Origin of the sequence: Nostoc sp. (assembly GCF_036919555.1) — a bacterium.
Taxonomy (GTDB): Bacteria; Cyanobacteriota; Cyanobacteriia; order Cyanobacteriales; family Nostocaceae; genus Nostoc.
Map to the genome: position 1 here is coordinate 119,758 of NZ_JBALCS010000098.1, position 24,819 is coordinate 144,576.

General features: G+C 42.1%; 21 protein-coding genes and 1 pseudogene. 10 read left to right on the forward strand and 12 right to left on the reverse strand.

Annotation, left to right across the window (positions count from 1 at the left end; translation table 11 throughout):
* Nucleotides 1-503 precede the first annotated feature (503 nt).
* Entirely contained in the window at nucleotides 504-827 is a 324-nt protein-coding gene (locus V7K36_RS27735) for a hypothetical protein (RefSeq protein ID WP_335120891.1), read from the reverse strand.
* 424 nt (nucleotides 828-1,251) lie between these two features.
* Here V7K36_RS27735 and V7K36_RS27740 point away from each other — a divergent pair, with 424 nt between their 5' ends.
* The 4 genes from V7K36_RS27740 to V7K36_RS27755 all read left to right on the forward strand — a co-directional run bounded on the left by V7K36_RS27740 (nucleotide 1,252) and on the right by V7K36_RS27755 (nucleotide 6,111).
* The gene (locus V7K36_RS27740; RefSeq protein WP_179063512.1) at nucleotides 1,252-1,416 is read left to right on the forward strand and encodes a hypothetical protein; all 165 of its coding nucleotides are present in this window, start codon (nucleotides 1,252-1,254) and stop codon (nucleotides 1,414-1,416) included.
* Nucleotides 1,417-2,059: 643 nt separating this feature from the next.
* Nucleotides 2,060-2,761 carry an acyltransferase gene (locus V7K36_RS27745; protein ID WP_335120892.1) on the forward strand — a complete coding sequence of 234 codons (702 nt, stop codon included), beginning with the start codon at nucleotides 2,060-2,062 and terminating at the stop codon, nucleotides 2,759-2,761.
* A gap of 343 nt (nucleotides 2,762-3,104) precedes the next feature.
* On the forward strand, nucleotides 3,105-3,221 hold the full coding sequence (locus V7K36_RS27750; RefSeq protein ID WP_292796444.1) for a photosystem II reaction center protein I: 117 nt from the start codon (nucleotides 3,105-3,107) through the stop codon (nucleotides 3,219-3,221).
* A gap of 196 nt (nucleotides 3,222-3,417) precedes the next feature.
* The gene (locus V7K36_RS27755; RefSeq protein ID WP_335120893.1) at nucleotides 3,418-6,111 is read left to right on the forward strand and encodes a DUF3769 domain-containing protein; all 2,694 of its coding nucleotides are present in this window, start codon (nucleotides 3,418-3,420) and stop codon (nucleotides 6,109-6,111) included.
* 10 nt (nucleotides 6,112-6,121) lie between these two features.
* Here the strand turns inward: V7K36_RS27755 and V7K36_RS27760 are convergent, their stop codons facing one another.
* The 3 genes from V7K36_RS27760 to murJ all read right to left on the reverse strand — a co-directional run bounded on the left by V7K36_RS27760 (nucleotide 6,122) and on the right by murJ (nucleotide 8,919).
* On the reverse strand, nucleotides 6,122-6,427 hold the full coding sequence (locus V7K36_RS27760) for a hypothetical protein (RefSeq protein ID WP_335120894.1): 306 nt from the start codon (nucleotides 6,425-6,427) through the stop codon (nucleotides 6,122-6,124).
* 221 nt (nucleotides 6,428-6,648) lie between these two features.
* The gene (locus V7K36_RS27765) at nucleotides 6,649-7,161 is read right to left on the reverse strand and encodes an outer membrane beta-barrel protein (RefSeq protein WP_335120895.1); all 513 of its coding nucleotides are present in this window, start codon (nucleotides 7,159-7,161) and stop codon (nucleotides 6,649-6,651) included.
* Nucleotides 7,162-7,314: 153 nt separating this feature from the next.
* A complete protein-coding gene (murJ, locus tag V7K36_RS27770; protein ID WP_335120896.1) occupies nucleotides 7,315-8,919 on the reverse strand; it encodes a murein biosynthesis integral membrane protein MurJ in 1,605 nt (534 codons plus the stop codon).
* A 483-nt stretch (nucleotides 8,920-9,402) separates the two neighbouring features.
* Between murJ and V7K36_RS27775 the strand changes: the two genes are divergently transcribed.
* Nucleotides 9,403-12,420, forward strand: a complete 3,018-nt coding sequence (locus tag V7K36_RS27775; protein WP_335120897.1) for a GAF domain-containing sensor histidine kinase — start codon at nucleotides 9,403-9,405, stop codon at nucleotides 12,418-12,420.
* Between the two features lie 336 nt (nucleotides 12,421-12,756).
* On the opposite strand, the gene V7K36_RS27780 is transcribed toward V7K36_RS27775, so the two are convergent.
* On the reverse strand, nucleotides 12,757-13,263 hold the full coding sequence (locus V7K36_RS27780; RefSeq protein WP_335120898.1) for a pentapeptide repeat-containing protein: 507 nt from the start codon (nucleotides 13,261-13,263) through the stop codon (nucleotides 12,757-12,759).
* 85 nt (nucleotides 13,264-13,348) lie between these two features.
* On the reverse strand, nucleotides 13,349-14,869 hold the full coding sequence (locus V7K36_RS27785; protein ID WP_335120899.1) for an LCP family protein: 1,521 nt from the start codon (nucleotides 14,867-14,869) through the stop codon (nucleotides 13,349-13,351).
* Nucleotides 14,870-14,985: 116 nt separating this feature from the next.
* Between V7K36_RS27785 and V7K36_RS27790 the strand changes: the two genes are divergently transcribed.
* From V7K36_RS27790 to V7K36_RS27810, 5 genes are all read left to right on the forward strand, one after another.
* Nucleotides 14,986-16,152 (forward strand): mannose-1-phosphate guanylyltransferase, encoded by a 1,167-nt coding sequence (locus V7K36_RS27790; RefSeq protein WP_335120900.1) that lies wholly within the window; start codon nucleotides 14,986-14,988, stop codon nucleotides 16,150-16,152.
* Nucleotides 16,153-16,230: 78 nt separating this feature from the next.
* Nucleotides 16,231-16,527, forward strand: coding sequence for a membrane protein insertion efficiency factor YidD (gene yidD, locus V7K36_RS27795; RefSeq protein WP_335120901.1), 297 nt, complete (start codon nucleotides 16,231-16,233; stop codon nucleotides 16,525-16,527).
* A gap of 30 nt (nucleotides 16,528-16,557) precedes the next feature.
* A complete protein-coding gene (locus tag V7K36_RS27800; protein ID WP_335120902.1) occupies nucleotides 16,558-18,204 on the forward strand; it encodes an ABC1 kinase family protein in 1,647 nt (548 codons plus the stop codon).
* 275 nt (nucleotides 18,205-18,479) lie between these two features.
* Nucleotides 18,480-19,460: an ABC transporter ATP-binding protein gene (locus V7K36_RS27805; RefSeq protein WP_335120903.1), complete on the forward strand. Its 981-nt coding sequence runs from the start codon at nucleotides 18,480-18,482 to the stop codon at nucleotides 19,458-19,460.
* A gap of 38 nt (nucleotides 19,461-19,498) precedes the next feature.
* The gene (locus tag V7K36_RS27810) at nucleotides 19,499-20,287 is read left to right on the forward strand and encodes an ABC transporter permease (protein ID WP_335120904.1); all 789 of its coding nucleotides are present in this window, start codon (nucleotides 19,499-19,501) and stop codon (nucleotides 20,285-20,287) included.
* Nucleotides 20,288-20,427: 140 nt separating this feature from the next.
* On the opposite strand, the gene V7K36_RS34315 is transcribed toward V7K36_RS27810, so the two are convergent.
* From V7K36_RS34315 to V7K36_RS27835, 6 genes and pseudogenes are all read right to left on the reverse strand, one after another.
* Nucleotides 20,428-20,592 carry a hypothetical protein gene (locus tag V7K36_RS34315; RefSeq protein ID WP_442948522.1) on the reverse strand — a complete coding sequence of 55 codons (165 nt, stop codon included), beginning with the start codon at nucleotides 20,590-20,592 and terminating at the stop codon, nucleotides 20,428-20,430.
* Nucleotides 20,565-20,684, reverse strand: a pseudogene (locus V7K36_RS34320) (transposase); the annotation flags it as partial. The pseudogene V7K36_RS34320 and the gene V7K36_RS34315, both read right to left, overlap by 28 nt.
* A gap of 94 nt (nucleotides 20,685-20,778) precedes the next feature.
* Nucleotides 20,779-22,503 (reverse strand): serine/threonine-protein kinase, encoded by a 1,725-nt coding sequence (locus V7K36_RS27820; protein ID WP_335120905.1) that lies wholly within the window; start codon nucleotides 22,501-22,503, stop codon nucleotides 20,779-20,781.
* A gap of 179 nt (nucleotides 22,504-22,682) precedes the next feature.
* Nucleotides 22,683-23,519 carry an alpha/beta fold hydrolase gene (locus V7K36_RS27825; protein WP_335120909.1) on the reverse strand — a complete coding sequence of 279 codons (837 nt, stop codon included), beginning with the start codon at nucleotides 23,517-23,519 and terminating at the stop codon, nucleotides 22,683-22,685.
* Between the two features lie 115 nt (nucleotides 23,520-23,634).
* Entirely contained in the window at nucleotides 23,635-24,570 is a 936-nt protein-coding gene (locus V7K36_RS27830; RefSeq protein WP_335120906.1) for a bestrophin family protein, read from the reverse strand.
* On the reverse strand, nucleotides 24,513-24,779 hold the full coding sequence (locus tag V7K36_RS27835) for a hypothetical protein (RefSeq protein WP_335120907.1): 267 nt from the start codon (nucleotides 24,777-24,779) through the stop codon (nucleotides 24,513-24,515). Before V7K36_RS27835 ends, V7K36_RS27830 begins: the two co-directional genes overlap by 58 nt.
* Between the last annotated feature and the right edge of the window lie 40 nt (nucleotides 24,780-24,819).

Sequence of the window (24,819 nt, forward strand, 5' to 3'; positions counted from 1 at the left end):
GTTAAGCATTGAGAATTCTTTTTAACCTCGTTGCTAAAGTTTACACCAAGGTGTTTCTCATTCTATGCGTTACCTCAGCCATATACTTGGTATATTAAGATTTAATCATCTAGTGGCACTGTATCACTTAAAAAAATCTAGTATTGAATAAATAATTTATATTTATTTTAGTATTTATTCCGGGGATCAATTCTAGGGTCTTGGCTGAGGCTGAAAATTCCTCATAGCTGTGTCTAGGAAAGTTAAATTTTTAATTATTTTTTAATAAAATTGCGCTGTCAAAGAAGCAGTTTGAGGAAAGACTTAAATTTCGGTTAAGGTTAGCTTAAGGTGATGCGTCACCGCATAGCCCGTTGTAGACATTGCCTAAAATTATCTGATGCGAAAACTGTACCAAGCAGTTAACCAGGAAAAGCGATGCCTGGGTTGGGCTACACCTACGCTAACTACTTGGTATTAAATTTTGAAAATAAAACAGGAAAATAACTTAGAAAGGTGTTATTTTACGCACCTAGTGAAGGCTGATCTTTAGTACTTTTTGTCATTGACAAAGCTACAGCTGCTGCATAAGCAATCTCCGCGGCCATTTGATAAGCAAGTTTGATACTTGATGAAGTGTCCTTAGCTTTAGGAGAGAGGGAAGCTTTTTTTCGGCGCGACTCTTGTTTGATATCACCTGCTACAATAGCTCGTTGTAAAATGATCCAGGCATCTAGGTCTTCTGAGTCATAATTACTTTGAAGCTGCGATCGCAGTTTATCTTCGGCTCTAACACTCAGATAGCCAGTAGTTAGAGCTTGTTGCACAATTTTTTTAATTAAAGCCATAATTTGAACCAAGTGTGTGAGTTAAAACCGATACCTCAATTTGGGTGTGTGATGTTATTCTGTGGACTTTTCCTAGAAACTAAGCTGCGTTTTAGCTCTCTTTGAATAGAATTTATAATAAGTAGTCTTAAGAACGCATCACCCGCTTGGCTCACCCGAATGGGTGATTTACAAATTTATAGATAAGAATGCCAATTAACCGCTTAAAACATTTTTCAACTCCCCATCCTCAAGGGATTTTATCTAAGTGTATAAAATTATTTGGGAGTAGCGATCGCTCCCGTAAAAAAATTAACTGATTTCCACCATTCTCATCAACAAGCAACCTGGAAATCAACTTATTTATTAAGAGTGTTCCACTAAAAATAAAATGTGTTATCGTTAAAAACAATTGTTATTAAAAACCATTCATCTAATTATAAACGTGAATTGGTTGGTCTGTAAATCATCTGTGTGCAACATGATTGGAGCAGCATACTCTAGAAATTCGTTGCAAGAAAGCCGTCATAGCAGTCGGGGAAGCGCTTACTTGTTTGCACCGATGGTTAACTTCAATGTAATGGCTGATGTGGGAGATAATCCACCCTAATTGGGTTTTATTTGGGGAAAAGTACCCAGAAAAATCCAACAATAATTACATTGTCATGCTAGGCAAAAATTTTATCTAAATCTTTGAAATAGTCTAGTCAAATGTATTTTTTATTGCAAAAAAGCTTGCGGAACTGAGTTGTTTCAAAAGACTAAAACCGCTTGAGAGAAAGTAGCCTCATACTCAGCACTCAGCACTGTTTCGGTAACAAGCTTTGGAAATTTACTGAATAACCAAAACAGTATCCTATTTAAACCAGCAAATTTTTCCATCAGACAATTTAATAGTCTGAGGTTTGACTTTGCAATGCACTGAAATTGTTTTGTTAATTTAGCTGATCAAAAAGAAGCCAAACTTTTACGTACCTATTGTACAAAAGCTTCTAGCGACTTAACGCAATTTTGCATATAAATTGAGTGATTCTATACACCTAAGTTCAAAAATCGCTCACATAGTCAAAACCAGACTCTGGTTTTTCAAATGTTGGAAAACCATCTAAAAATATGGGGAAAATTTGATAAAACTGGCAATGTACCTTCTGTGTCAATGAATACTAACGCTGTTGGTATTGGCAGAAGATTAGGATACAGCCAAAACAACTTTCAAGACTGTCAACAACAATTGATTCAAGAGATATGTAACCATGCCTAACGAGCAATATTTTTCAAAATTGCAGCGCGTGCAAGAACTTTTAGTAACTACAGTGTTAGGAGATATTCCGGCACTTATTCTGGGGTCAAAGTTGCGTAATTTGGGATATCGTAGTATTTTTGCCCATATAGGCAGCCCAGTCTATATTCAAAATGGTGTTGAATTTAATGGTACTTCTTATATTGAGATAGGTAGTGGAGTCTATATTTTCAAGGGTGTGCGGATGGATGCTAGAGGACACAAAAAGAATAGAATTCATCTAGGAAATAGAGTCGCTATTGAGCGTAATGTTGATATCGGGTCTTTGGAAGATACGTATATACATATTGATGAAGACACCTTCATTGCTCCCAACGTGTCTATTGAGGGGCCAGGAGACATTAAAATTGGTAAACACTGCCTGATTGCTGCCCACTCAGGGATATATGCCAATAATCATAATTTTGCCGATCCGATGGAGCCGATTAAATACCAAGGTGTTACTCGCAAGGGAATTGTGATTGAAGATGATTGTTGGCTAGGGCATGGGGTAACAGTATTAGATGGCGTTACCATCGGCAAAGGCAGTGTTATTGGTGCGGGAGCAGTTGTCAATAGAGATATTCCTCCTTTCTCTGTTGCTGTAGGCATACCTGCACGAGTAATCAAAAACCGAATTGGCAAAGACCTAGCAAAAGTTCAAACTGAGAAATAGGGCATGGGGCATGGGGCAGTTGTACTGACTTGTACTGAGCATCTCGGTTTACCTCGGCTTACCTCGGCACAAGTCCCTCGATAGAAGCGCAGCCTAAGTATGCCGAAGTGCAGCCTGTGGTAGAGAAGTATTAGGTATTAGGTATTGGGCATCATAACTATTCCCTTTTCCCTGTTCCCTTTTTTTAAGAAACTTTTGCCGTTACTCAACGTCACAAGAGCAAACGTCGCCAGAGTTCATCTAAAAAAAGGACGAGATTTGGGTAATATAAAGGAGCCATCTTTTCTGCATGGTAGATCCTGAAAGAAAAGTTCTTTTTGTCTTACCCGTTGGAGATATTTCTATGCTGACTTTAAAAATCGCTGTTTATATTGTTGTTGCCTTCTTCGCCGCTCTCTTCGTCTTCGGATTTTTGTCGAACGATCCCGCTCGTAACCCCGGCCGTCGGGACTCAGAGTAAAAGGACGATAAATCATCCGCGACTTTGGAAGGCGGAAGATACTAAACGCCACGGAAACTTACTAAACTTTCGCCTAGTAAGTTTCCTCTTCCAAGTGGCTTGCTCCAGGTAGCAGAAGGCGACAGTCGGAAGGCAAAATGTATCTTTATCCTTCCGTCCGTCATTTGGCTGTTTGTTAGCCCGATTTTGCTCAAATATGCTTCATCCATTTCTGCCGCCCAATCCGCCTCATATCCTCGAATCTTTACAACCTGTAAATCCCGCCTCATCTGCTAGTCATTCAAAGTTTCTTTCAGGTGTAGAGACTGGAATACACGAAAAGATACACAAATTCAAGCAGCCCAAGCCTTTGGCTCAGTTGGCAATTGCGGGTAACACTAAGATTAATCCGCCATTGCCAACTGTGATCAACTCAACTCAAGATGACTTGGTAGTTGCCAAAACTTCCTCTGTACCTCATTCACCAGAAACCTTTCCACTAGAATTTTCCCCCCTTACCGCTTCTAGGAGTGCTGCACTTTTGGGGCAGTCGGTGGTAGTTGGTTATCCCATGCAGGAGGTTCTAGCCCCGAATCGCCATCAGACCAGGGATACTCAAAACCCCTATGGAGTGCGAATTGGGGGAGATGGGGCGAAACTTCCTCCATTCTCCATGCTCTCTGCTCCCCTGCCTTTGCTTGACGTTGCTCCAAGTGTGACAAACAGCGAGAAGTTAGTTGAGTCGAAGGCGGAAATTTTAGCTGAGAAGTTAACCCAACAAAAACAGCAAAGTGATATTACTGCCCAACAGTCTTCAGGAGGAGAGAATATCTCTGTATCTGCTACTGATCTGGCACCGAGTTCTCAATCAGTACAAAATTTTATAGAATTTAAGTCTCGCAGCCCGACAAACCAACTCTCAGCGCCCATCACTGTAGAATTTAAGTCCCAAACCCAGCAACAAAGCCAAGCACCAACACCTACACCACAGGTTAATACCACCAATCAGCCACAAGGTCAACCATCTGCTACAACTGCACCAGCTAGCACGCCGCCAGTCAGACCGAGAATTGTGGAAGTTACTTCAGATCGGCAAGAGTATGACGAGCAACGGCGAATTGTTACAGCTGTAGGTAATGTAGTTGTGCGATTTGATGGGGCGGTGGTGGATGCCGATCGCCTGCAAGTCAATTTGGACAATTTGATCGCTGCGGGAGAAGGCAACGTAACTTTAACCCGGGGTGATCAGATACTGCGTGGACAACGCTTTACCTATAACTTTGTTCAAGATAGTGGGGAACTGGAAAATGGTAGAGGAGAAATTTATGTACCCTCAGCCCAAACAGATTTTGCTTTCTCGCCCACAGGTGTAACTGCTGGTGGAGTCTCAAAACGTCCGCCAAGCGATCGCATTCGAGCCAATCAGCCCCTTTCCGGTGTGAGCAGCCCTGGAGGAATTGATCTAACATTGGGTGGTAAGGCAGCCGCTACCAACATACCAGCACCGAAATCAGGGGGTGTAGTCAATCGGCTGAGGTTTGAAGCTGAACACATTGATTTTTATCCGCAAGGCTGGCAAGCAAGCGATGTCCGCATCACCAATGATCCTTTTTCGCCCCCAGAACTAGAATTACGCGCAGATAAAGTAACTCTGACGCGAGAGACACCCTTGCTAGACCGGATCAGGACACAGGGACAGCGTTTGGTATTTGATCAAACACTCTCCTTACCAATTCCGGTGGATGAACATACTATTGACCGCCGGGAGCGGGATGTTACACCCTTTATAGTCTCCCCCGGCTTTGATGGAACTGATCGGGGTGGTTTCTATGTTGAGCGTGGCTTTTCAGTGATCAATACAGCCCAGACTCGATGGACGATCACGCCCCAGTTATTATTAGAGAGAGCTGTGCAACAAGGCACGGGTGACTTAGGCGCACTGTTTGGTGTGAAGACAAGGATAAATTCCGTTTTGAGTCCACGGACAACACTTCAGGGGACTGGGCAGTTAACCAGTCTTGACTTGAGTCAGGTGGAAAACAATTTGCGGGCGAATTTTTCATTGCGCCAGACATTAGGCAGTACCCTTCCCTATATCTTGAATCTGCAATATAATTACCGCGATCGCCTCTACAATGGTAGCCTTGGCTTTCAAACTGTCCAGAGCAGTTTTGGCGGCATTATTACCTCTCCTGTGATTCCTTTAGGAAAAAGTGGCATTAACCTCAACTATCAAGCAAGCGCTCAGTATATCGATGCCAACACCGATCGCCAAGACTTACTAAAACCGCAACGTGAAAACGATCGCATCTCACTAGGTCGTTTACAAGGCAGCGTTACCCTCAGTCGTGGGCTGTTACTCTGGCAAGGAAAACCATTACCACCCACTGCCACTGAGGGATTACGATACACGGCTAAACCTGTAGTTCCTTACTTGCAAGCGATCGCTGCCATCACAGGCACTAGCAGTTATTACAGCAATGGTGATAATCAAAGCATCTTAACTGGTACAATTGGCTTACAAGGTCAAATTGGCCATTTTTCTCGACCTTTTTTAGATTATACCGCCTTTAATATTAGTTATTCCCAAGGCTTAAATAACGGATTATCACCCTTTTTGTTTGATCGCTCCGTTGATAACCAAGTGTTGAGCGGTGGGATATCACAGCAAATCTACGGACCTTTTCGCTTAGGCTTCCAAACATCTGTTAATTTGGATACTGGTATACAAACTAGCACTGACTACATTTTGGAATATAGCCGTCGCACCTATGGCATCACCTTGCGTTACAATCCGGTGCTGGAGTTAGGCGGTTTTAGCATCCGAATTAGTGATTTTAACTGGGGTGGCGGCACTGATCCATTTTCGGAAGTTAAGCCAGTAGTAAACGGCGTGCAACAGGATAATTAGTCAACAGTTATCAGTGATCAAAGGAATCACTCTCACGCCTGGGAAACTTCACCGCCCTAGCTTCCGAATAAGTTGATACCGCACCAGGTATTCTCAGCTTGGCATAGTCGCCGCTTAGTTGAACACTTGACGGTGTTTGATGTAGGGTTGCACAGCATCTTTGCACTGCGGCTTGGTACTCTCGCCATTGCTTGCGGATTTCAATACTTGCAGCATCGTTACCTAAGTCTGAAAATCTTAGCCCCCCTCGAATCAGCCAAGATTCTACATCAGTTGTTTCACCCAGTATTTCTGGAATGGGATTAATCTTTTCCATGAGTAATATCTTTTAAGCATATTCAAAATAGGTCATTTTACTTTAATAGAAACTATTGATAATAGCCAATATAATTATTTATCAAAATCATAAATTAAATTGATTAAAAAAATGGTCATATCTGAGTCTCTATACTCAGATATGACAGGATGAGTTACTATTACGGCTGGCAAACATCATTGCTTTAGTTTCCGAATAAGCCGTTTTCTAGCTCGTAATCACTAGAAGCGATAGCCTAATCCGGCTTGGAAGCTGAGAGCATCAGCATCACTATTTCTGTAGGCATCAATACCCCATTTAGTATCGCCATAGGCAATGACATTGTTGCTAACTTCTGATTCAATCCCAAGGGTAACTACAGGTGCATTCTGATTGCCCAATGGGGTTTTTTGACCTTCGTCAGTGACAAAAGAATAACCACCACCGAAGTAAACGTTAGTATTTTTGGCGATGGGTGCATCGTAAGTCACTATGGGCATAATGGCGGCAGCATCACCACCATACAGCACAGAACCCCGTACTGAAAGAGGTGTTTTAGGAACAGCGTAACGTCCTTGAATATTGCCACCAACTTGTGCTTCATCGTTTCCTTGTCCGCCACTGGTTGCACCAACCGCAATCCCAGCACCAATGTAATTACCGTTTGTACCGGCTGTTTGAGCAGAAGCAATTCCCGCCGAAAGGACGATTGAAGCAACAGCAAGGAAAGAGGTAGCTAATTTTGTAAGTTTCATAGGATTCTTTTCACCAGAGTTAAGTAAAATCAATCTTCTCTAGTACCAGAATCTCTTTTTTTACAAAATGTAACCTCGCACATTTGGTTCACCCTACTGGCTGAATTATTGTTCACCCACTTGGGTGTATCAACTGAAATATGCAAATGAGAGTTATTTCTTCAAAAAGCGCTGACGCAGACGAGATATAAATCTATTGACTTCTGCTATTTTCATCGATGAAGCGATCGCAGCAAACACCGCAATCCCCACGAAACCAGATATACACAACTGCAACACCAGAATCAGTAAACCTTCTTTACCTAACAACTGTTGAGTAGCAACCAATGTACCATAGGTTGCTACCCCAGCTACGACGCTACCAGCAGCCAAACCCAAAATTGGCACACTCCACTCCTGCCAAGGTAAACCATTAAGTTTGCGATCGAGTAACCATAACAGCATTAACATTGAGCTGCAATTTACACCCACTGTTGCTAACACCAAACCAGGAGCGCCAAAAGGTTTAACGAAAAATGAATCTAATAAGATGTTGAGCAAGATATTAAAAATACTGATGCGAAAAGGTGTCTGTCCATCGCCTAAAGCATAGAACACCCGCACCAAAACATCACGTCCCAAATAGACAAACATCCCAATTCCATAAGCGACTAACAATGATGAAACTAACTGTGTGGCTTCTGGCTTGAAAGCACCGCGCTCATATACTACCTGCACAATGGGTACTGATAACGCCACCATCAGCGCCCCTAGCGGTAGCATGGTGAAGGCAGTGAGTAGGAGTCCTTGGCGAATGCGTAATTTTAGCTCTGGCCAATTTTCGGGGCCAGCAAGTTTGGCAAATATCGGTAATAGGGGCAGCAAAATGATATTAGAAATAATCCCTAAGGGAGTTTGAACTAATAGATTCGCATAGTTAAATCCTGCCGCAGCACCAGGGATAGGACTGGCAAAATAAAGGTCAGTGGCAACATTAATTGGCATCATTCCAGAAGAAACTGTTGCCGGAGTCATAATTTTAATTACTTCTTGAACACCTGGGTATTTAAACTCAAACCGCAGGCGTAATGTGCCTAATCCTAGCCGCCACTGGACAATTAGCTGCACTAACCACTGGAGAACGGCTCCTGCCAAGGTTCCCCAAGCTAAGACCATTCCCCCAATTAAAGCGTACTCCGGTTTAATAATATCTTTGCCCAGTTGCATAGCCAAGATACCAAGTCCGGCAACAACGGTAATACTAGATAATAAGGGACTAATGGAGAGTAACCAATATTGATTGGCTGTATTGAGAGTACCGAAGCCAATGCCAATTAATCCCGAAAATAAAGCCATCGGCGCCATAATGCGGAGTTGTTGAATGGCGATTGCTCTGGTTGTCGCCTCCAAACCATGACCGACTAGATCAACGATTGCATCCGCAAATAAAATCTGAGCAACTGTCACCAACAACAGCACTCCAGCCACCAGCGTTGTCACGGTTTCCACTAAAGGAGCCGCTTCTTCTCGCCGACGCTTGGCTAAAACGCTGACGATCGCACTGTGTAATGGCCCATTTACACCACCGAGTAATATTAATAGAAAGCCAGGGATAATATAGGCATAACTATAGGCAGTGGCAGCAGCACCAACACCAAAAGCGGCAGCGATCGCTTGCTGCCGCACTAAACCGAAGACTTTACTAATTAATGTGGCTGCGGCAACAATGCCAGCAATTCCAGCGAAAGAACGAGAGGGTTTTTGGTCTTGTTGTGTCACGAATAATACCCGACAACTCTTGCAGAGTGCATATTTTAAAACATTTAACCTGAAATTCCGCAGTCTGTCAGGTAAATTTCAATAAATTAGTTATTTTAAGTGCGATCGCTCTTGGTGGCGGGCTACGCCTACGCCCAAAATTCAATTCCTGCGATCGCTATGATACAGCGAATTGAGGAGTGAAATTTAAACCCATAGGCGCGGCGCGAGCCGCAGGGTAGGGGCGCAGAGGCAGGCAGAGAATTCGTCAGGATTTTACGCAAAACTGTACTTAGTCATGTTTTCTGCTGTATACAAGCCAAAATTATTTTTTAACCATTACGAAAATAGATCAAGAAAGGGGAACTATAACAATAACCATCTTCTGGGAAATAGTTGAACACTGCAAAAATTTGCAGGTTGTCATATTTTTGACGCCCTTTGACCCCATGAAGTTTGGGATGAGGAGTCATTAATCATATAAAAACGACATAATCCAGAGCAATGGAACCCAATTCAAATTTAACGGAAAATCAACTTCTTTTGTCAAGCGTTCAACTTCAAGAGCAACTAGAGCAACAAAAGGCTCTGGCGAGTGTAATTGTGCGAATTCGGGAGTCTCTTGACTTAGAGACAATTTTTCAAACCACCGTTACCCAAGTGCGTCAGTTGCTAAATGCTGACCGTGTAGCAGTCTTCCAGTTTGACCTGGAAAAAGATTGGGAAGGAGAATTTGTTTCTGAGGATGTTGCACTTGGCTGGGACTCGGCATTGGGGCTAAAAGTTTACGATCACTGCTTTGGAAAACAATTTGCTGCCTGTTATCAACAAGGTAGAGTGCAAGCAGTAGCAGATATTTACCAAGCGGGGCTGAGTGATTGTCATGTGGCAATTTTGAGTAAATTTCAGGTACAGGCTAATCTCATTGTCTCTCTATCGCGGGATAAGGAACTGTGGGGATTGCTTTGCATTCATCAGTGCAGTGAGCCTCGTGACTGGAAAGAATCGGAAATTGAGTTTATTCGTCAAATTGCTGACCATCTTACCGTAGCGATTCAACAAGCAAGGCATCTCCACCAAGTCCAATTGCAAGCTGCAAAATTGGCTCAAGCGGCTCAACGCGACCAAGTAATTGCTCGGATTCTCGATGAAATTCGCTCACCCCTTGATATTGAAACCATCTTTAAAACCACAACTCAAGAAATACGCCAGCTGCTGCAAGCTGATCGAGTTGCCATCTTTAGCTTCAATCCAGATTGGAGTGGTAACTTTGTTGCTGAATCAATTGCGGAAGGCTGGACTCCCTTAGTTGGCGTTCAGCCGGCGATCGCTGATACTTATTTGCAACAGACGCAAGGCGGACGTTACGTTCACAACCAGACATTTACAGTTAATGATATTTATCAAGCTGGATTAGCAAACTGCCATGTAACCCTGTTGGAGCAATTCCAGGCAAAAGCCTTTGCAAGTGCCCCCATTCTCCAGGGAGATCAACTTTGGGGAGTCATCGCTGCCTACCAAAATGCTTCACCCAGACAGTGGCAATCTTATGAAGTCGAATCACTGACCAAAATTGGTACACAAATTGGTGTGGCACTGCGACACCATAAGTTGCTGGCACACGCTCAGTACCAAGCAGAGCAACAAAAGACATTAACTAGCGTGATTACTCGAATTCGGGAGTCCCTAGATTTAGATACAATCTTCCAGACTACTGTCACCGAGGCCCGGCAAATGCTGCAAGCAGACCGAGTGGCAGTCTTTCGTTTTGACTCTCAAAAAGATTGGGAAGGAGAATTTATTTCGGAGGATGTTGTACTTGAGTGTAATTCGGTAATAGCAGAAAAAGTTTATGATTATTGCTTCGGTGAAAACTTTGCAACCCTTTACGCACAAGGTCGAGTAAATGCGATCTCTGATATTTATAAAGGAAAGTTTCCAGGTTGCTATATCCAAATCCTAAAAAAATTTCAAGTGCGTGCAAATATGATTGCACCTCTATTGAAAAAAGGTGAACTTTGGGGATTACTGTGTATTCACCAATGTAACGCTCCTCGTGAGTGGCAACCCTCTGAAATTGAATTTGTCAGTCAAATGGCCGAGCAATTGGGAGTCGCATTAAAACAGGATTCTTATTTAAAGCAAGTTCAAATACAGGTTGTCCAGTTAGCAAAAGCCACCGAACGCGAGAAAGCAATGGAACGGCAAGAATTGCTGGCTGCAACCATTGATAAAATCCGCCAGTCACTCGATATTAAAACTATTTTTAGAACTACTACTCAAGCTGTGCGAGAGTTGCTCGAAGTCGAGAGAGTTGCAATCTACCGCTTCAACCAGGATTGGAGCGGTAAATTTGTGGCAGATTCCTTTAAAGATGGTTGGAAACCTGTTGTACAAGCCCAACCAATGATTATAGAAACTTTTGAGGACACAGACGACGATAACCAACTTCCGCGTAACGAAACTTTTGTTCCGATTCGGGAAGGTGAAAAATTGTGGGGATTATTAGTTGCTTATCAAAATTCGCAACCACGTTATTGGAAAGAGGAAGAAATCAATTTACTAGCTCAAGTAGGGGTGCAATTTGGAATTGCAATTCAGCAAGCGGAATTACTCGAACAAACTAAACGTCAAACCTTAGAAATTACTCAAGCTCTACAAGAATTAAAACAAACTCAGACCCGGTTAATTCAGGGTGAAAAAATGGCAGGTTTAGGACAACTACTTGCTGGAGTCGCGCATGAAATCAACAATCCTATCAGTTTTATTTTTGGCAATCTCATCCATTTAACTGAATATACTCAAGAACTGCTAAATGTAGTGAAACTTTACCGTCAAAACTCCTCCCTATTGCCAACTGTCCAACAGCAAATTGACAAGACTGATTTGGAGTTTCTCATCGAAGATTTACCCAAAACTCTTGAGTCAATGAAAGTAGGAACAGAGCGGATTTGTGAAATTGTCCTATCACTGCGTAACTTTTCTCGTACAGATGAGGCTGAATTGAAGCCTGTAGATATTCATGAAGGATTGGATAGTACTTTGCTGATCTTAGGGCATCGGCTCAAAAATAATAATCAACGCCCAGCTCTTGAGATTGTTAAAGAATATGCTAATTTACCTTTGATCGAATGCTATCCCGCGCAATTAAATCAAGTGTTTATGAATCTTTTGAGTAACAGTATCGATGCCTTGGAGGAAAAGTTTAAAACTATACAGGAAAAGTATTTGAAGTTGTCACAAAGGTGTCCGAAAATACCCTTGACTATCTGGATTAGTACGCAAGCTGTTAACAATCAGATTGTAATTAGAATAGCTGATAATGGTCTGGGAATTCCAGAAGAGGTGCGATCGCACATTTTTGACCCCTTCTTCACCACAAAAGCAATAGGTAAAGGTACAGGGTTAGGATTATCTATCAGTTATCAAATAATAGTTGAAAAACATCATGGTCAGATTAAATGTTCCTCTAAACCAGGAGAAGGAACAGAGTTTTTGATTAAAATTCCTAGCAGTAATTAGAGGTGACTGGTATTTGATAATTCTCACTCAGTATTAAGTAGGGGAGCGAGGATAAGCAGAGGTTTTCTCTGTTCCCTGAAAACATCACAACTGCCATTGCATTATGCTACACCAAAACTACCTTTCCCAATTTTCCAAACCATTTATAGCGGTTGATACTTAAACTATTTGACTCTTTATTAAAATTACAGTTGATAAATGAACCTGACGCTATAATTAATAAACCTAATAATAGCCAAAATATTAATAGTTAATAATACATAGTTTAATAAAGAATTTGTATTTTCCATCTTCTCGGTAAAATGTCTCTGTTTTTATGCTCAACGCTGAGATTCTTTACTTACACCCCAAACTATCTCGCGTAGTAACACCCGTAATCGGATTTACGCCATCAGCCCTTTCACAGAATAGCGACACTTGATAGCGGTCAATCAACGCGTCGGTAAAATCAGCACCAGTGATATCAGCATTGTAAAAGCTGCTACTCGTCAAAGTCGCTTCTGTAAAAATGGCATTTTTTAGGTTAGCACTATCCATAGTCACGCGATCAACCAAAGCGCCGCTCAAGTTCGCACCTTCCAGATTTGCTTTTAACAAAATTCCCTTAGTCAGAATTGCATTGCTTAAATTCGCTCCTTGGAAATTCGCGCCTCGCATTTCTGCTGCGACAAAAGTCACACCTGCCAAATCAGCATTAGAGAAGTCACGATTTTCTAAATTTATATTGTTGTAATTGATTGTGTTTATTTGAGCAAAAGCCGGTTTGGGATTAAGTATTATCCACAAAAATGCTAGTATCAAAATCGCAATCAAACCAAAAAAACGCAGTAAAATCTTTTTCATAACTTTATTATTTGTCAGTAGTCCTTTGTCATTAGTCCTTTGTCATTTAACTAATGACTAATGACTAATGACTAATGACTCTTGCCTATTTCCAATCTTTACCAATCCGAATTGTGAGATCAGATTCTAAATCACCAATGGCCGACACCTCGATTTGACCCAAGCCTAAGACTTTTTGCAAATCAACTCCAACTCGTCGGTTGCCTTTTTCGACAATAATCTGAGTTTGACGTTGGGTATCTGGCCAATCAGGCACTTTGTAAATATTAGTAAAGCCTTTCTGTTTGAGATAAGCAATAACTTTTTCAGTTAGCTGAGGTTGATTGGAAGCATTTTGAATAGCAATTTTGAGGTTAGGAACCCGGCGCATATCTGGCTTTAGACCAGGTACATTTACCCCAACATAATCATTCAACAGGCTCTGTTGTCCAGTCATGTTCAGCCAATAGCTATCAGGATCTTTGCTAAAACGGCTAAACGTACCAGGCAACATGGTCATTTGGAAATTATCTCGATCCAAGTTGAGTCCGAAGTTCACCAACGCCATCATTTCTTCCATCTTCAGGTTGGTGTCAAAGTATTTTCGCATCAAGCGAGTTAATTGAGGCAACCTGGGTAAGACGGTAGGACTATTTAAGCGTTGCAGCAGGGCTGCTGTTAGTGCTTGCTGACGCTGTACTCTCGGCAAATCTCCCAAACCTGGTTCGCGGAATCGAACAAACTCTTCTGCTTGTTCGCCGTTGATGGTTTGCCAGCCACTGACTAAATTAATCGACAGCCGACTGCTGGAGTCTTTATATTCCATTGATTTGGGAACAAATACCTCTACTCCGCCTAACTGATCGACTAACTGTCGTAAGCCACTGGTAGAAATACGGATGTAGCGATCAATTGGGGCATTGTTTAAGGTACGGCTAACTACCCGTGCTGCCAAGACTGGGCCGCCTTTGATATTGGCATCAGATACCTTAGTTAATCCCTTTTCTCCCTTTTCGGGAATGGCGATCATCGTATCTCTGGGAATGGAAAGCACCCGTACAGATTTTTCACTAGGATTCAGGCGTACCAGCAGCATGGTGTCGCTTTTCCCAGCAAAGCTTTCTGGTGAACCATCAACAGTACCACTGACTGGTTCAATCCCCATAATTAAAATATTCATCGGTCGTGAAAGCTGGTACTGGGAGAGTTTGCTCCATAACTCCCCTGGTAGTGGTATTTTTACCTCGTCTTTAGCAGTAGTTCCTAAATCTTCATCTGTTCGATCTAGATTGCTCCATAACGGAGTCCAAAGTGCTAAAGTTGATACCAGTAACCCAGATAAGATGATGCCGATGACAACCGTCATGATCCACAACAGCCATCGAGGCATGGTCAAGCCCAGTCTCTCATAAAGCTGATTGGGAATTGCACCCACTGATTCGACGACGCTACGGTTCGGATTCGCTGGCTGGTTTAGTTCGACATCCTCCTCCTCTGAGTCTGCTACTGGTGCAGGCGTTACCTGATTTTCCGTTCGTTGAAGTTGCGGCGATCGCACCTCAGTTTCAAATTCTACTACTTGCTGAGATGTCACCGGATTTTCCGACCATTCGATTTGTTTTATCACAATTATTTCCCCACTCAACCACTCCCTAAAAGTTATGTTAATCGAAGCTACAAATATTGCCAGTGGAAAAGCTCACTGTAAACTTGTAATGTTCTTCGGTAAGCGTGTATGACAACATGAATACTTTATTGTTCCCCGTAATCCTTGCTGGTGGTAAAGGTGAACGTTTTTGGCCTCTGAGTCGCAAAGACCGACCCAAACAATTTTTAAGTCTTGATGGTAGCTCTAGAAGTTTATTACAAGCAACCGCCGATCGATTGATAGAACTCGGTGGCGGTGAGTCCAGCGCTGCGGGAGGGTTTCCAACGCCAGTCGCTCATGGAGGAAACCCCCAAGACTGCGCTGGCTCCTTTGCAGGCGACTGGCGAACCCCAAGGGGGTGGGATTCCTTGTGGGTAATTACTTCTAGTCAGATTGCTGAAGGGGTACGACAACAATTACCTGATCTACCAGTTGAAAACTTACTGATTGAGTCGGAAGGAAGAGACACTGCCGCCGCCGTTGCTTGGACAAGTTTAGAAATCAAACAGCGCTATGGAGAAGACGCTGTTATTGGCTTTTTCCCTGCTGACCACTGGATTGCTGACCAAAAGGCGTTTGCACACACATTAAGCGCGGCTACGCAACTGGCAGCAAGCACAGCAGCGATCGTTACACTGGGGATCAAGCCTACTTTTCCATCAACCGGTTACGGCTATATTGAACAAGGTGAAAAAATAGGTAGCTTTAATGAGTTGCCAGCTTATCACGTCAACCGTTTTACTGAAAAGCCCAACCGTGAAACAGCAGAAACTTTTTTATCTACGGGACGCTTTAGCTGGAATAGTGGAATGTTCGTTTTTCGGGCAGGGGTTGTTCTCAAGGAACTACATACCCATGCTCCAGAAATTATCGAACCTTTAGAACAACATGGCCCTGATATCTATCCCCAGTTGCCTAAGAAGAGTATAGACTATGCGTTAATGGAAAAGACAACTCTAGCATACGTTTTGCCAGTTGATTTTGGTTGGGATGATTTAGGAGATTGGAATGCGATCGAACGCTTACTGAAGACAGAAGAGAGTCCAAATGTGGAACTCGCTACCCACGTAGGGCTGGATACGCAGGGAGCGATTATTTATGCTTCAAATCCAGAAGATGTAGTTGTTACTATTGGTTTAGAGGACGTGGTGATTGTGCGCGATCGCAATGTCACCCTTATTGTTAAAAAAGAACGTACCCAGGAAATCAAGCAGATCCTTAAAATTCTCCAAAGCGATTCCCGATTTACCGACCTGCTATAAAAGTTAAAACCCTTGGCAGAGGCAAAAAAGTCTATTTATCCATTATAACTTGACTGTCTGTTATTTTATCTGAAAGTTATGGACATTATTAGCTTTGAGCCTCTCGCCAAGATAATGGCAATCAAGTCTATTACGGCCTATCAAAAATATACTTCTCCGTCCAAAGGATTTAGTTGCTCCCATCGCTTATTACACGGTGGGGATTCTTGCTCTAATTATGTCAAACGAATGCTGAGTGAACAAAAGCTTCACGAAGCCGTACAATCATCCATAAAAAGATTTCAAGACTGTGGCGCAGCTAGCAAAACTTTAATCAGTACCAAAGCTAGAGCCGACTTCCGTTGTATTGTCATCCCCTGCTGCTTACCTCTTTAACTCCCTGCGTCTTTGCAGTTATTTACAAAAATGTTCCTCACCCAAACTGTTCCCCGTCAACGAGAAATCCTTGAAGTATTCCTTCGTAATGGCTGGGACTATATGCGAAGGCTACTTACTGGTGGCAAAGCTGATGAACCCCAGCTACCTACACCTGCGGTTTTAAAAAATATCCTGGTAGACTTGGGACCAGTTTACGTCAAACTTGGTCAGCTACTCTCCACCCGTCCAGATTTACTTAGCGCCGCCTACATTGAGGAACTGTCAACTCTTCAAGATGAAGTACCAGCAGTTCCTTGGTCAGAGATCGAAATAGTCCTCCGCAAAGAATTAAAACTTTCACTAGCAGAAACCTTCAGCATAGTTAACCCGATCCCAGTAGCAGCAGGATCAATTGCTCAGACACATCGAGCTACATTAATAGACGGTCGAGAAGTCGCTCTGAAAGTGCAACGTCCGGGAATTGATATTACTATTGCCCAAGATATTGCTTTAATTCAAGGTATTGCCGATTTAGTAGCGCGGACTGAGTTTGGGCAAACCTACGAAATCAAATCTACCGCCGAAGAATTTACCAAAGCACTAGAAGCCGAGTTAGATTTTACACGGGAAGCGGGTTTTACAGACCAACTGCGGCGCAACTTATCTAAAAGTCGCTGGTACGATCCTACACAAATAGTGGTTGCGGAAATTAACTGGGAATTGACCACAGAAAAATTACTGGTGATGGAATGGCTGGATGGGGTGCCGTTCCTGGAGGCGGATTTGAACAGCAATAATAATGGTAAAGACCCAGATGTAGAGCGTAAAGAAATAACTACTTTGTTGTTTCGGGTATTTTTTCAGCAACTATATATTGATGGCTTTTTTCACGCTGATCCTCATCCAGGAAACTTGTTTTATCTCAAAGATGGTCGTGTTGCCCTCTTAGACTGTGGCATGGTGGGAAGACTTGATCCCCGCACACAGCAGATATTAACAGAAATGTTGTTAGCGATAGTTGATTTAGATGCTCAAAGGTGCGCTCAATTAACTTTGCAGCTATCAGATTCTGCTCAACCAGTAATTTTATCGCGGTTAGAAAATGATTACGATCGCATGTTGCGAAAATATCATAACGTCAGCCTAACCCAAATAAACTTCAGTCAAATAATTTATGAAGTTTTACAAGTTGCCCGCAACAATAAAATTAGGTTGCCTAGCAATATGGGATTGTATGCCAAAACCCTAGCGAATTTAGAGGGTGTGGCGCGGACATTTAACCCAGAGCTTAATTTTTTTGATGAAGTTAAACCATTAATTACAGACTTGTTTCGTCGGCAATTAATAGGTGATAATCCAGTGCGCTCGCTCCTGAGAACAGCCTTAGATATTAAAAGTCTCTCTCTCCAATCTCCTCGCCAAATTGAACTCTTATTAGACCGAGTTACGTCGGAAACCTTACAGTGGAATCTATCGCTGCGGGGGTTAGATGGCGTGCGCCGTACTATGGACGATGCGGCTAACCGACTATCTTTTAGTATTTTAGTGGGTTCGCTGATTATGGGTGCGGCAATTATTTCTACCAGAGCGCAGACAACTCAGCTATCTTTTTTAAGCACCATCCTGTTTGCAGTCGCTAGTTTATTGGGTTTGTGGTTAATTATTAGTACATTGCGATCGGGACGTTTACGGTAAAGTCTATGTGTTGTGCGTAATGCCCACCACAGGAAATCATCATATGTCACTGGCGAAAATTCCTGCTTTCGTATTTGGAACCACAGATAAATAGCGCTAAACACCAATGATTTATGTGTGTTTAAGTAAGTGGGTCAAATTAAATATAAAACCTCACCCTGCCTCCGGCTTCCCTCTCCGAACTCACGGAGAGGGATTGAGGGTGAGGTTTGATCTTATATTTAATTACGCCTACCTACTTACCTGTGTACAACTGTGGTTCTAATATAAAAAATATGTCAATCATCATTGCTGAAAATCTGAGTAAATCTTATCCAGTAGCAGTTAAAAGTCCGGGTATTAAAGGTACAATCACCCACTTTTTTCGCCGCACCTACCGCTCAATTAAAGCAGTTCAGGATGTTTCCTTTGAAATTGCCCCTGGTGAAGTAGTAGGGTTTTTGGGGCCAAACGGTGCTGGTAAAACCACCACACTCAAAATGCTCACAGGGCTGATCCATCCCTCTAGCGGTAGAGTCACAGTAGCTGGACAAATTCCGTTTCATCGTAAAGAAGCATTTTTGCAAAAAATTACCTTGGTAATGGGGCAAAAGCAGCAGCTAATTTGGGACTTGCCAGCGCTGGATTCTTTGAAAATTAACGCTGCTGTATACGACATCTCTGATAAAGAGTTCCAACGGCGGGTGGGAGAATTAACAGAGATGCTTTCCCTAGAAGGCAAACTTACCCAACCAGTGCGGAAGCTATCTTTGGGTGAGCGAATGAAGGCGGAATTGCTAGCAGCACTTTTGCACCGTCCCCACGTATTATTCCTAGATGAACCAACGCTGGGATTGGATGTAAATGCTCAAGCAGCAGTGCGCGAATTTTTGCGTGAGTACAATCAGCATTATCAGGCTACAGTGCTGTTGACGAGTCATTACATGGCTGACATCACAGCTTTGTGTCAACGGGTGCTGTTGATTCACGAGGGGAAGCTGATGTATGACGGAAGCTTAAATGGACTGCTGGAAAGTTTTGCTCCTTATCGAGAAGTCCATATAGAGTTAGCCCAACCTCTACCTATAGAAAAACTTATGACCTATGGAGACGTGCAACTCTTAGAAGGGCGATCGGTGCATTTTATGGTGTCGAGAGAGGCGCTCACCCGCACGGTATCTCAGATTTTGACGGATTTGGAGGTAATTGATTTAACTGTCACCGAACCGCCTGTAGAAGAAGTGATTGGACGAGTTTTTCAGGCAGGTATCGTGTAGTGAGTGCTGTGAGGAATAGAGGAGAAAATGCACCATAGATGAAAAAATTTATTAGAAAAACTCTAACTTTGCTGTTAGTATATTACGCCTATTCGGTTGAGTATCGAGCAGAACTAATCTTATGGGTTTTGGCTGGATCTTTGCCGATTATCCTTATGGGTATCTGGATGCAGGCGGCACAAGGCGGCCAGTTTGGGCTATCACCTGTGGATTTTGCTCGTTACTTTATCACAGTTTTCGTTGTTAGACAATTAACAGTTGTTTGGGTAATTTGGGACTTTGAAAGAGAGGTAGTGGAAGGCAAGCTTTCGCCCAAGTTGCTACAACCACTCGATCCAGTCTGGCATCATGTTACCGGGCATATTTCTGAAAGATTTGCTCGGCTAATGTTTGCTTTTTTATTAGTGGCATTATTTTTTATTCTTTATCCCCAAGCTTTTTGGGTACCAAGTTTGAGTAGATTTTTACTTTTTACATTGGCGGTAGTGCTAGCTTTTGCTTTGCGGTTTACGATTCAGTATACTTTTGCCATGTTCGCCTTTTGGACAGAACGGGCTACTGCTTTAGAAAATTTGTGGTTGTTGTTTTATCTATTTTTATCTGGTTTGGTAGCACCTTTAGAGGTCTTTCCAGAACCTGTGCAGAAAATAGTGATGTTTACGCCTTTTCCCTATTTGATTAATTTTCCTGCGAGTCTTTTGGTAGGGCTACCCGTGGATATAGTGCAGGCATTTGGCTCAATGGTGGGTTGGATATTAATATTTTTGGGTGCGAATCGCTTGCTGTGGCGTGCGGGTTTGAAGCGGTATTCTGGCATGGGAGCTTAAATAACTCATAATTTATAATTAGGATGTTTACCACCCCAGAATTTGGCTAAATTGAGGTAATTTAAAACTTTCTTGAGCAAATAAAGATTTATCGTACACTGACATATCCTACCTCATGATTTGCTCAACTAAAACGCTGTCTAATACGAAGGTAGGAAAAAAAGCCATGCAAAGTACCAACTCACCACAATAATAGTTTCTAACTGACTCAATTGCTCATCGGCGCGGAGTATTTGTAATGCCCGTTGCATTATTGATTCTGCTGCACCGCCCTTGAGAATTCGGAGTTGAGAATTTCTCCGCATACAATATCGGGAATTTTTGTTACCCATTTTACCCAATTTTCGGGTGCGAGGCTGATTAATCGCTTGGTGCTAATATCTGCTGCTTTAGCCATAGGGGATGTAGATGACCATAGTTGTAGTTTATGGCTAAAGTGGCGATATCTACGATGGGCTACGCCTATGCACTGACGTACTTTGCCAGAGATTTTATAAATTACTCGGTATCGTCTTAAACCTTTCTATAGTCCCCAAAGAATAATCTTCTAACTTAAAATCAGCAAAAGGTTTCTTTTCCAACCTATCCCGTAATGCCTCATCCAGAATTAAACCTGCTGATTGTTTTTTAACCCCAATGACTATAATACTTTTCTGATATTTAGTTAAATCCTGATTTGCCTGACAATCACTACGTTGAAATTGTCCCAAATTTAATATCCGATAACCTTTGACGCTTGGTGTATTAATAAATAAATTTTTCACTAAAAATTGTATTTGTTTGGAACGTTCTAGAGCCATACGTTCTTGAACTGCTGTATCACCCTTGCAAGAAACTGTACCTACAGAGATAATCTCACTGGGGTCTTCCATTATATTCTGTATACCTTCTTGTTCTAGGTTCAACTTTAAAAGGTCGAGACTAATAATTTCATCATTATATTTAATTTGAAAATTACTACCTAAAAGCCATTTATATTCTAGTGATAAAACAGCTATATTAAATTCGGCTACCTTTCCATGACTATCCCTACCTTCTTTATAAGGAAAATAATCAATCTTACCTTTTTTCTCTGGAGATTGTTCGGAATTTGGCATCAAAGTAAATTTTGATGTCCGCGTTGCTAAAGCCACTATACTAAGTAATCCTAATATTACTAGCATGACTGCAAAAAAGGCCAGTAGTCGTACTTCTTCTGGCTGTTTATCTGGAGGCGACAAAGTTTTAGTAATTGGCGGGGACAACTGCTCAATGTTAAGATTGCTTACTAAATTAATATTTGCAGAAGTAGTTTCTGTTAGTTGGGTTTCAATTTCTTCTAGGCGTTGCAAAATTTCCTGAGTATTGGCAGGACGCTTTTCTATATCCAGTACTGTTAGCCAATCAATTAAATTTAATAGTAAGGGTGAGATATGGATGGGATGATTTTGCCAGTGCAAAAAATTGTGCTGCATATCATACATATCTAAGGGATGATATCCCGTAAGTAAAAATACAAATGTGCGTCCCAAGGCAAAGAAATCTGATTGTGGTACTGCTTGAGCATTCATTTGTTCTGGGGCGCTGTAGCCAGATGACATAAGTGCTGTCATCGCGTCGCCGTTGCTGAGTTTATCTGGGTAGGTTCTGTCCATTTCAGTGGCGGTGCCAAAATCAATCAGTACCAAATCCCCCCAACCCTTGCCAAGGGGGGATCTAATCATGATATTAGATGGCTTAATATCTCGATGCAGGTACTGTTTGCTATGCACTAAATCCAAAATTTCTACCAATTGTTTTAACCAGTCTATGGCTTGTTCCTGCGAAATAGGGTGATTTTGCTGCTGCTTTAGCCACTGCTCTAAGTTGTACCCATCGATTTTTTCCATTGCAATGCAATGCAACACTAAACCGTTTCGGGTTTGATATTGGAAGTAACTATCTTCGTTGGGAATGCCGGGATGCTTGAGTTGTCTCAATATGGTTACTTCTTGCTGAAATAGTTCTACTGCTTTGGCGTTGCCTGATAAATCCTGTTTGAGTATCTTGAGGATTTTAGGGGTATCTTGTTCGTATGCTTCATAAACTTTACTAAACCCTGTTTTGTCACTCAACAGGCACATTACCCGATAACGCCCTAGCAATTCCAGATGGGAACCACAACTTTGACAAAAGCGGTTTTGATAATTATTCGGGTGATTTGGTTTAGGGCAAACTGGATTGATACAAAGGCTCATGACTGGCTTATCCGTACTTTAACAGTTATCAGTTATTGGTTATCAGCATTCATGGGGGACTGATAACTAATAACTGATTTAAGAGGAGCGCAGACGCATAGCACCTTGTCGCTAGACATCGCTCCTATTAATTCTTCTGTTGTCCTAATGATAATCCCGTCTAATAATAATCAGATTTTCTATCTGTGTTCTGCCAAGAAAGCTGCTACAGTTTGGTTAAATGCCTCTGGTTGTGTCAAAAACGGCCAATGATTGCCAGGAACTTGGCAGATGCGTAGGTTGTTGAGATAGGTTTTGTAGGGTTGGATTTGCCAATCTTGGGGATTTAGACCTTGTTCTGGTTGGACAAAGAGGGCATGGGTGTCAAGAGGAATTGTAAAACCAGGCACTTGCATGACTTCCTCAAAAATAGCGTTGCGGGCGGCTATAGTAAATTTGCTACCCCAACTACCATCGAGTTTTTGTTCTATTCCTGCTTGGAAAACTTGCTGCTGTAAGGAACTCCATCCTTGATATTGCTTTAACTGGCGTGCTTGTTTTTCGGCTTCTTCATGACTGGCAAAGGGTCCCATGCTTTTGAGAAAAGGCAAGAAGCGATACAACATTGGAAAAGTTACCCTGAAAAGGCTGGGCATTTTCCAGATGAAAATCGGATCAACCAGAATTATACTCCGCAAACGCTTTGGGTTGTGCCTTGCCCAGATGACGGCTAATTTTCCTGTCCACGAGTGACTGACAATATGTGCAAAAGCCCATCCCAGATGATCCATGAGTGCTTCGAGGTCTGCGATCGCACTTTCAAAAGTATAATCTCTCTCAGGCTTAGTACTTTGGCCATGTCCACGCATATCTGGTGCGACTATGTGGTAGTCTGCCGCTAAGTAATCTCCTAAACTAGACCACACTAGAGCATGGTCGCCTAAGCCGTGTAACAGCAGTAAAGGTTCTTGACCTTGGTTCCACTCTAAGTAAGAAAGTTGGATATCAGGCTTTGATAAAGTTTGACGTACAGGCATCATTGCACATCCACCAGTGAAGAAATAGAAATAGTTTCGCGTTTATATAGTACTGCGAAAGAAGATGGTGAGCGTGAGGAGATGGGACTTGACAGCTATAACCAAGCTTTAAAATTCAAACCTGATGCTCTTTTCTTAATCGGTCAGTCAAATTAGCTGGATGCGATCGCGCATTTGGAGTTAGAGTAATTAAATCGTCAATATTGCGTTTCATTGTCTCGCAAATCGCATCTAGAGGTAAGTCGTTAGGGTCATAACCAAAGGGGTTTTCTATCTCCAAGCCGATGGCTTCAATCCCAAATACTGTAAAAGCAACGAAAGCAGCAATTAAACCTGTCCACCAACCCAGACTCTCCACTATTTGAAATGGGAACAGGAAACAATATAGTAACAATAATTGCTTCAGATGAATAGAATAAGCTAATGGCATAGGTGTTTTTAAAATACGTTCACAAGCTCCTAAATTATCCACAAGATTATTCAATAATTCTTGCATAGATGTTAACTGGTAGCTATTAAGGCAATTGCGATGATACTGCTCCTGTAAATAATCTCCGATCCAAAAGGCAACCTCTATGGGAGGATTATTCATAATCTTCAGTTTTATATACTTACTAGATGGCATTAAATCTTCTAACTCGCTATTGACTGCTTCTCCCCGCAAATGTAATTTAGTTGTCACAGCAAAAGCTACCAATAAATTTAATGCCGTGATTTTATTGTCTTTATCTTCTGGTGAGATTTCATCAATTGATACCCAAATTTGCCGCGCCAGATTTCGGATGTTATTTACTAGAGAACCCCAGCATTTTCTCCCTTCCCAAAATCGCTCATAAGCAGTATTGGTGCGAAATACAAGTAACAAACCTAAAACAATACTAGGAATAACACTTCCTAAAATAGGTTGGGATACAGGTACATCAAAATGGTAAAGTAGAGAAATCAAAAATCCGAAAGCTCCACACCATAAAATATGTTTATAAATTGCTTTAATCACCGAACCTTTAAGTTGTAATGTTGTGCGTAGCCATGTGATTTTTTCGGCTTCCATAAAGTCCCCTTTAAAGAATATTTAGTCAAATTGGGTAAAGCCTCGTGTAGATGAGTCAGCGCTGTGCGTATTTGCACCCGTTCTCCTTTGGGTGTCTCCCCTTCTCTCAAAGGGAGAGGCGACTGGCGTGCGGTTTCTAACCGCCGATTTAACGTTAACAGCAGTTTGCGATCAAATTCACCACAAAAAAAGCTATCTAATAGGCTCAAAAAACAGACCACAATGATTAAACCAATTTAGAGCATTTTC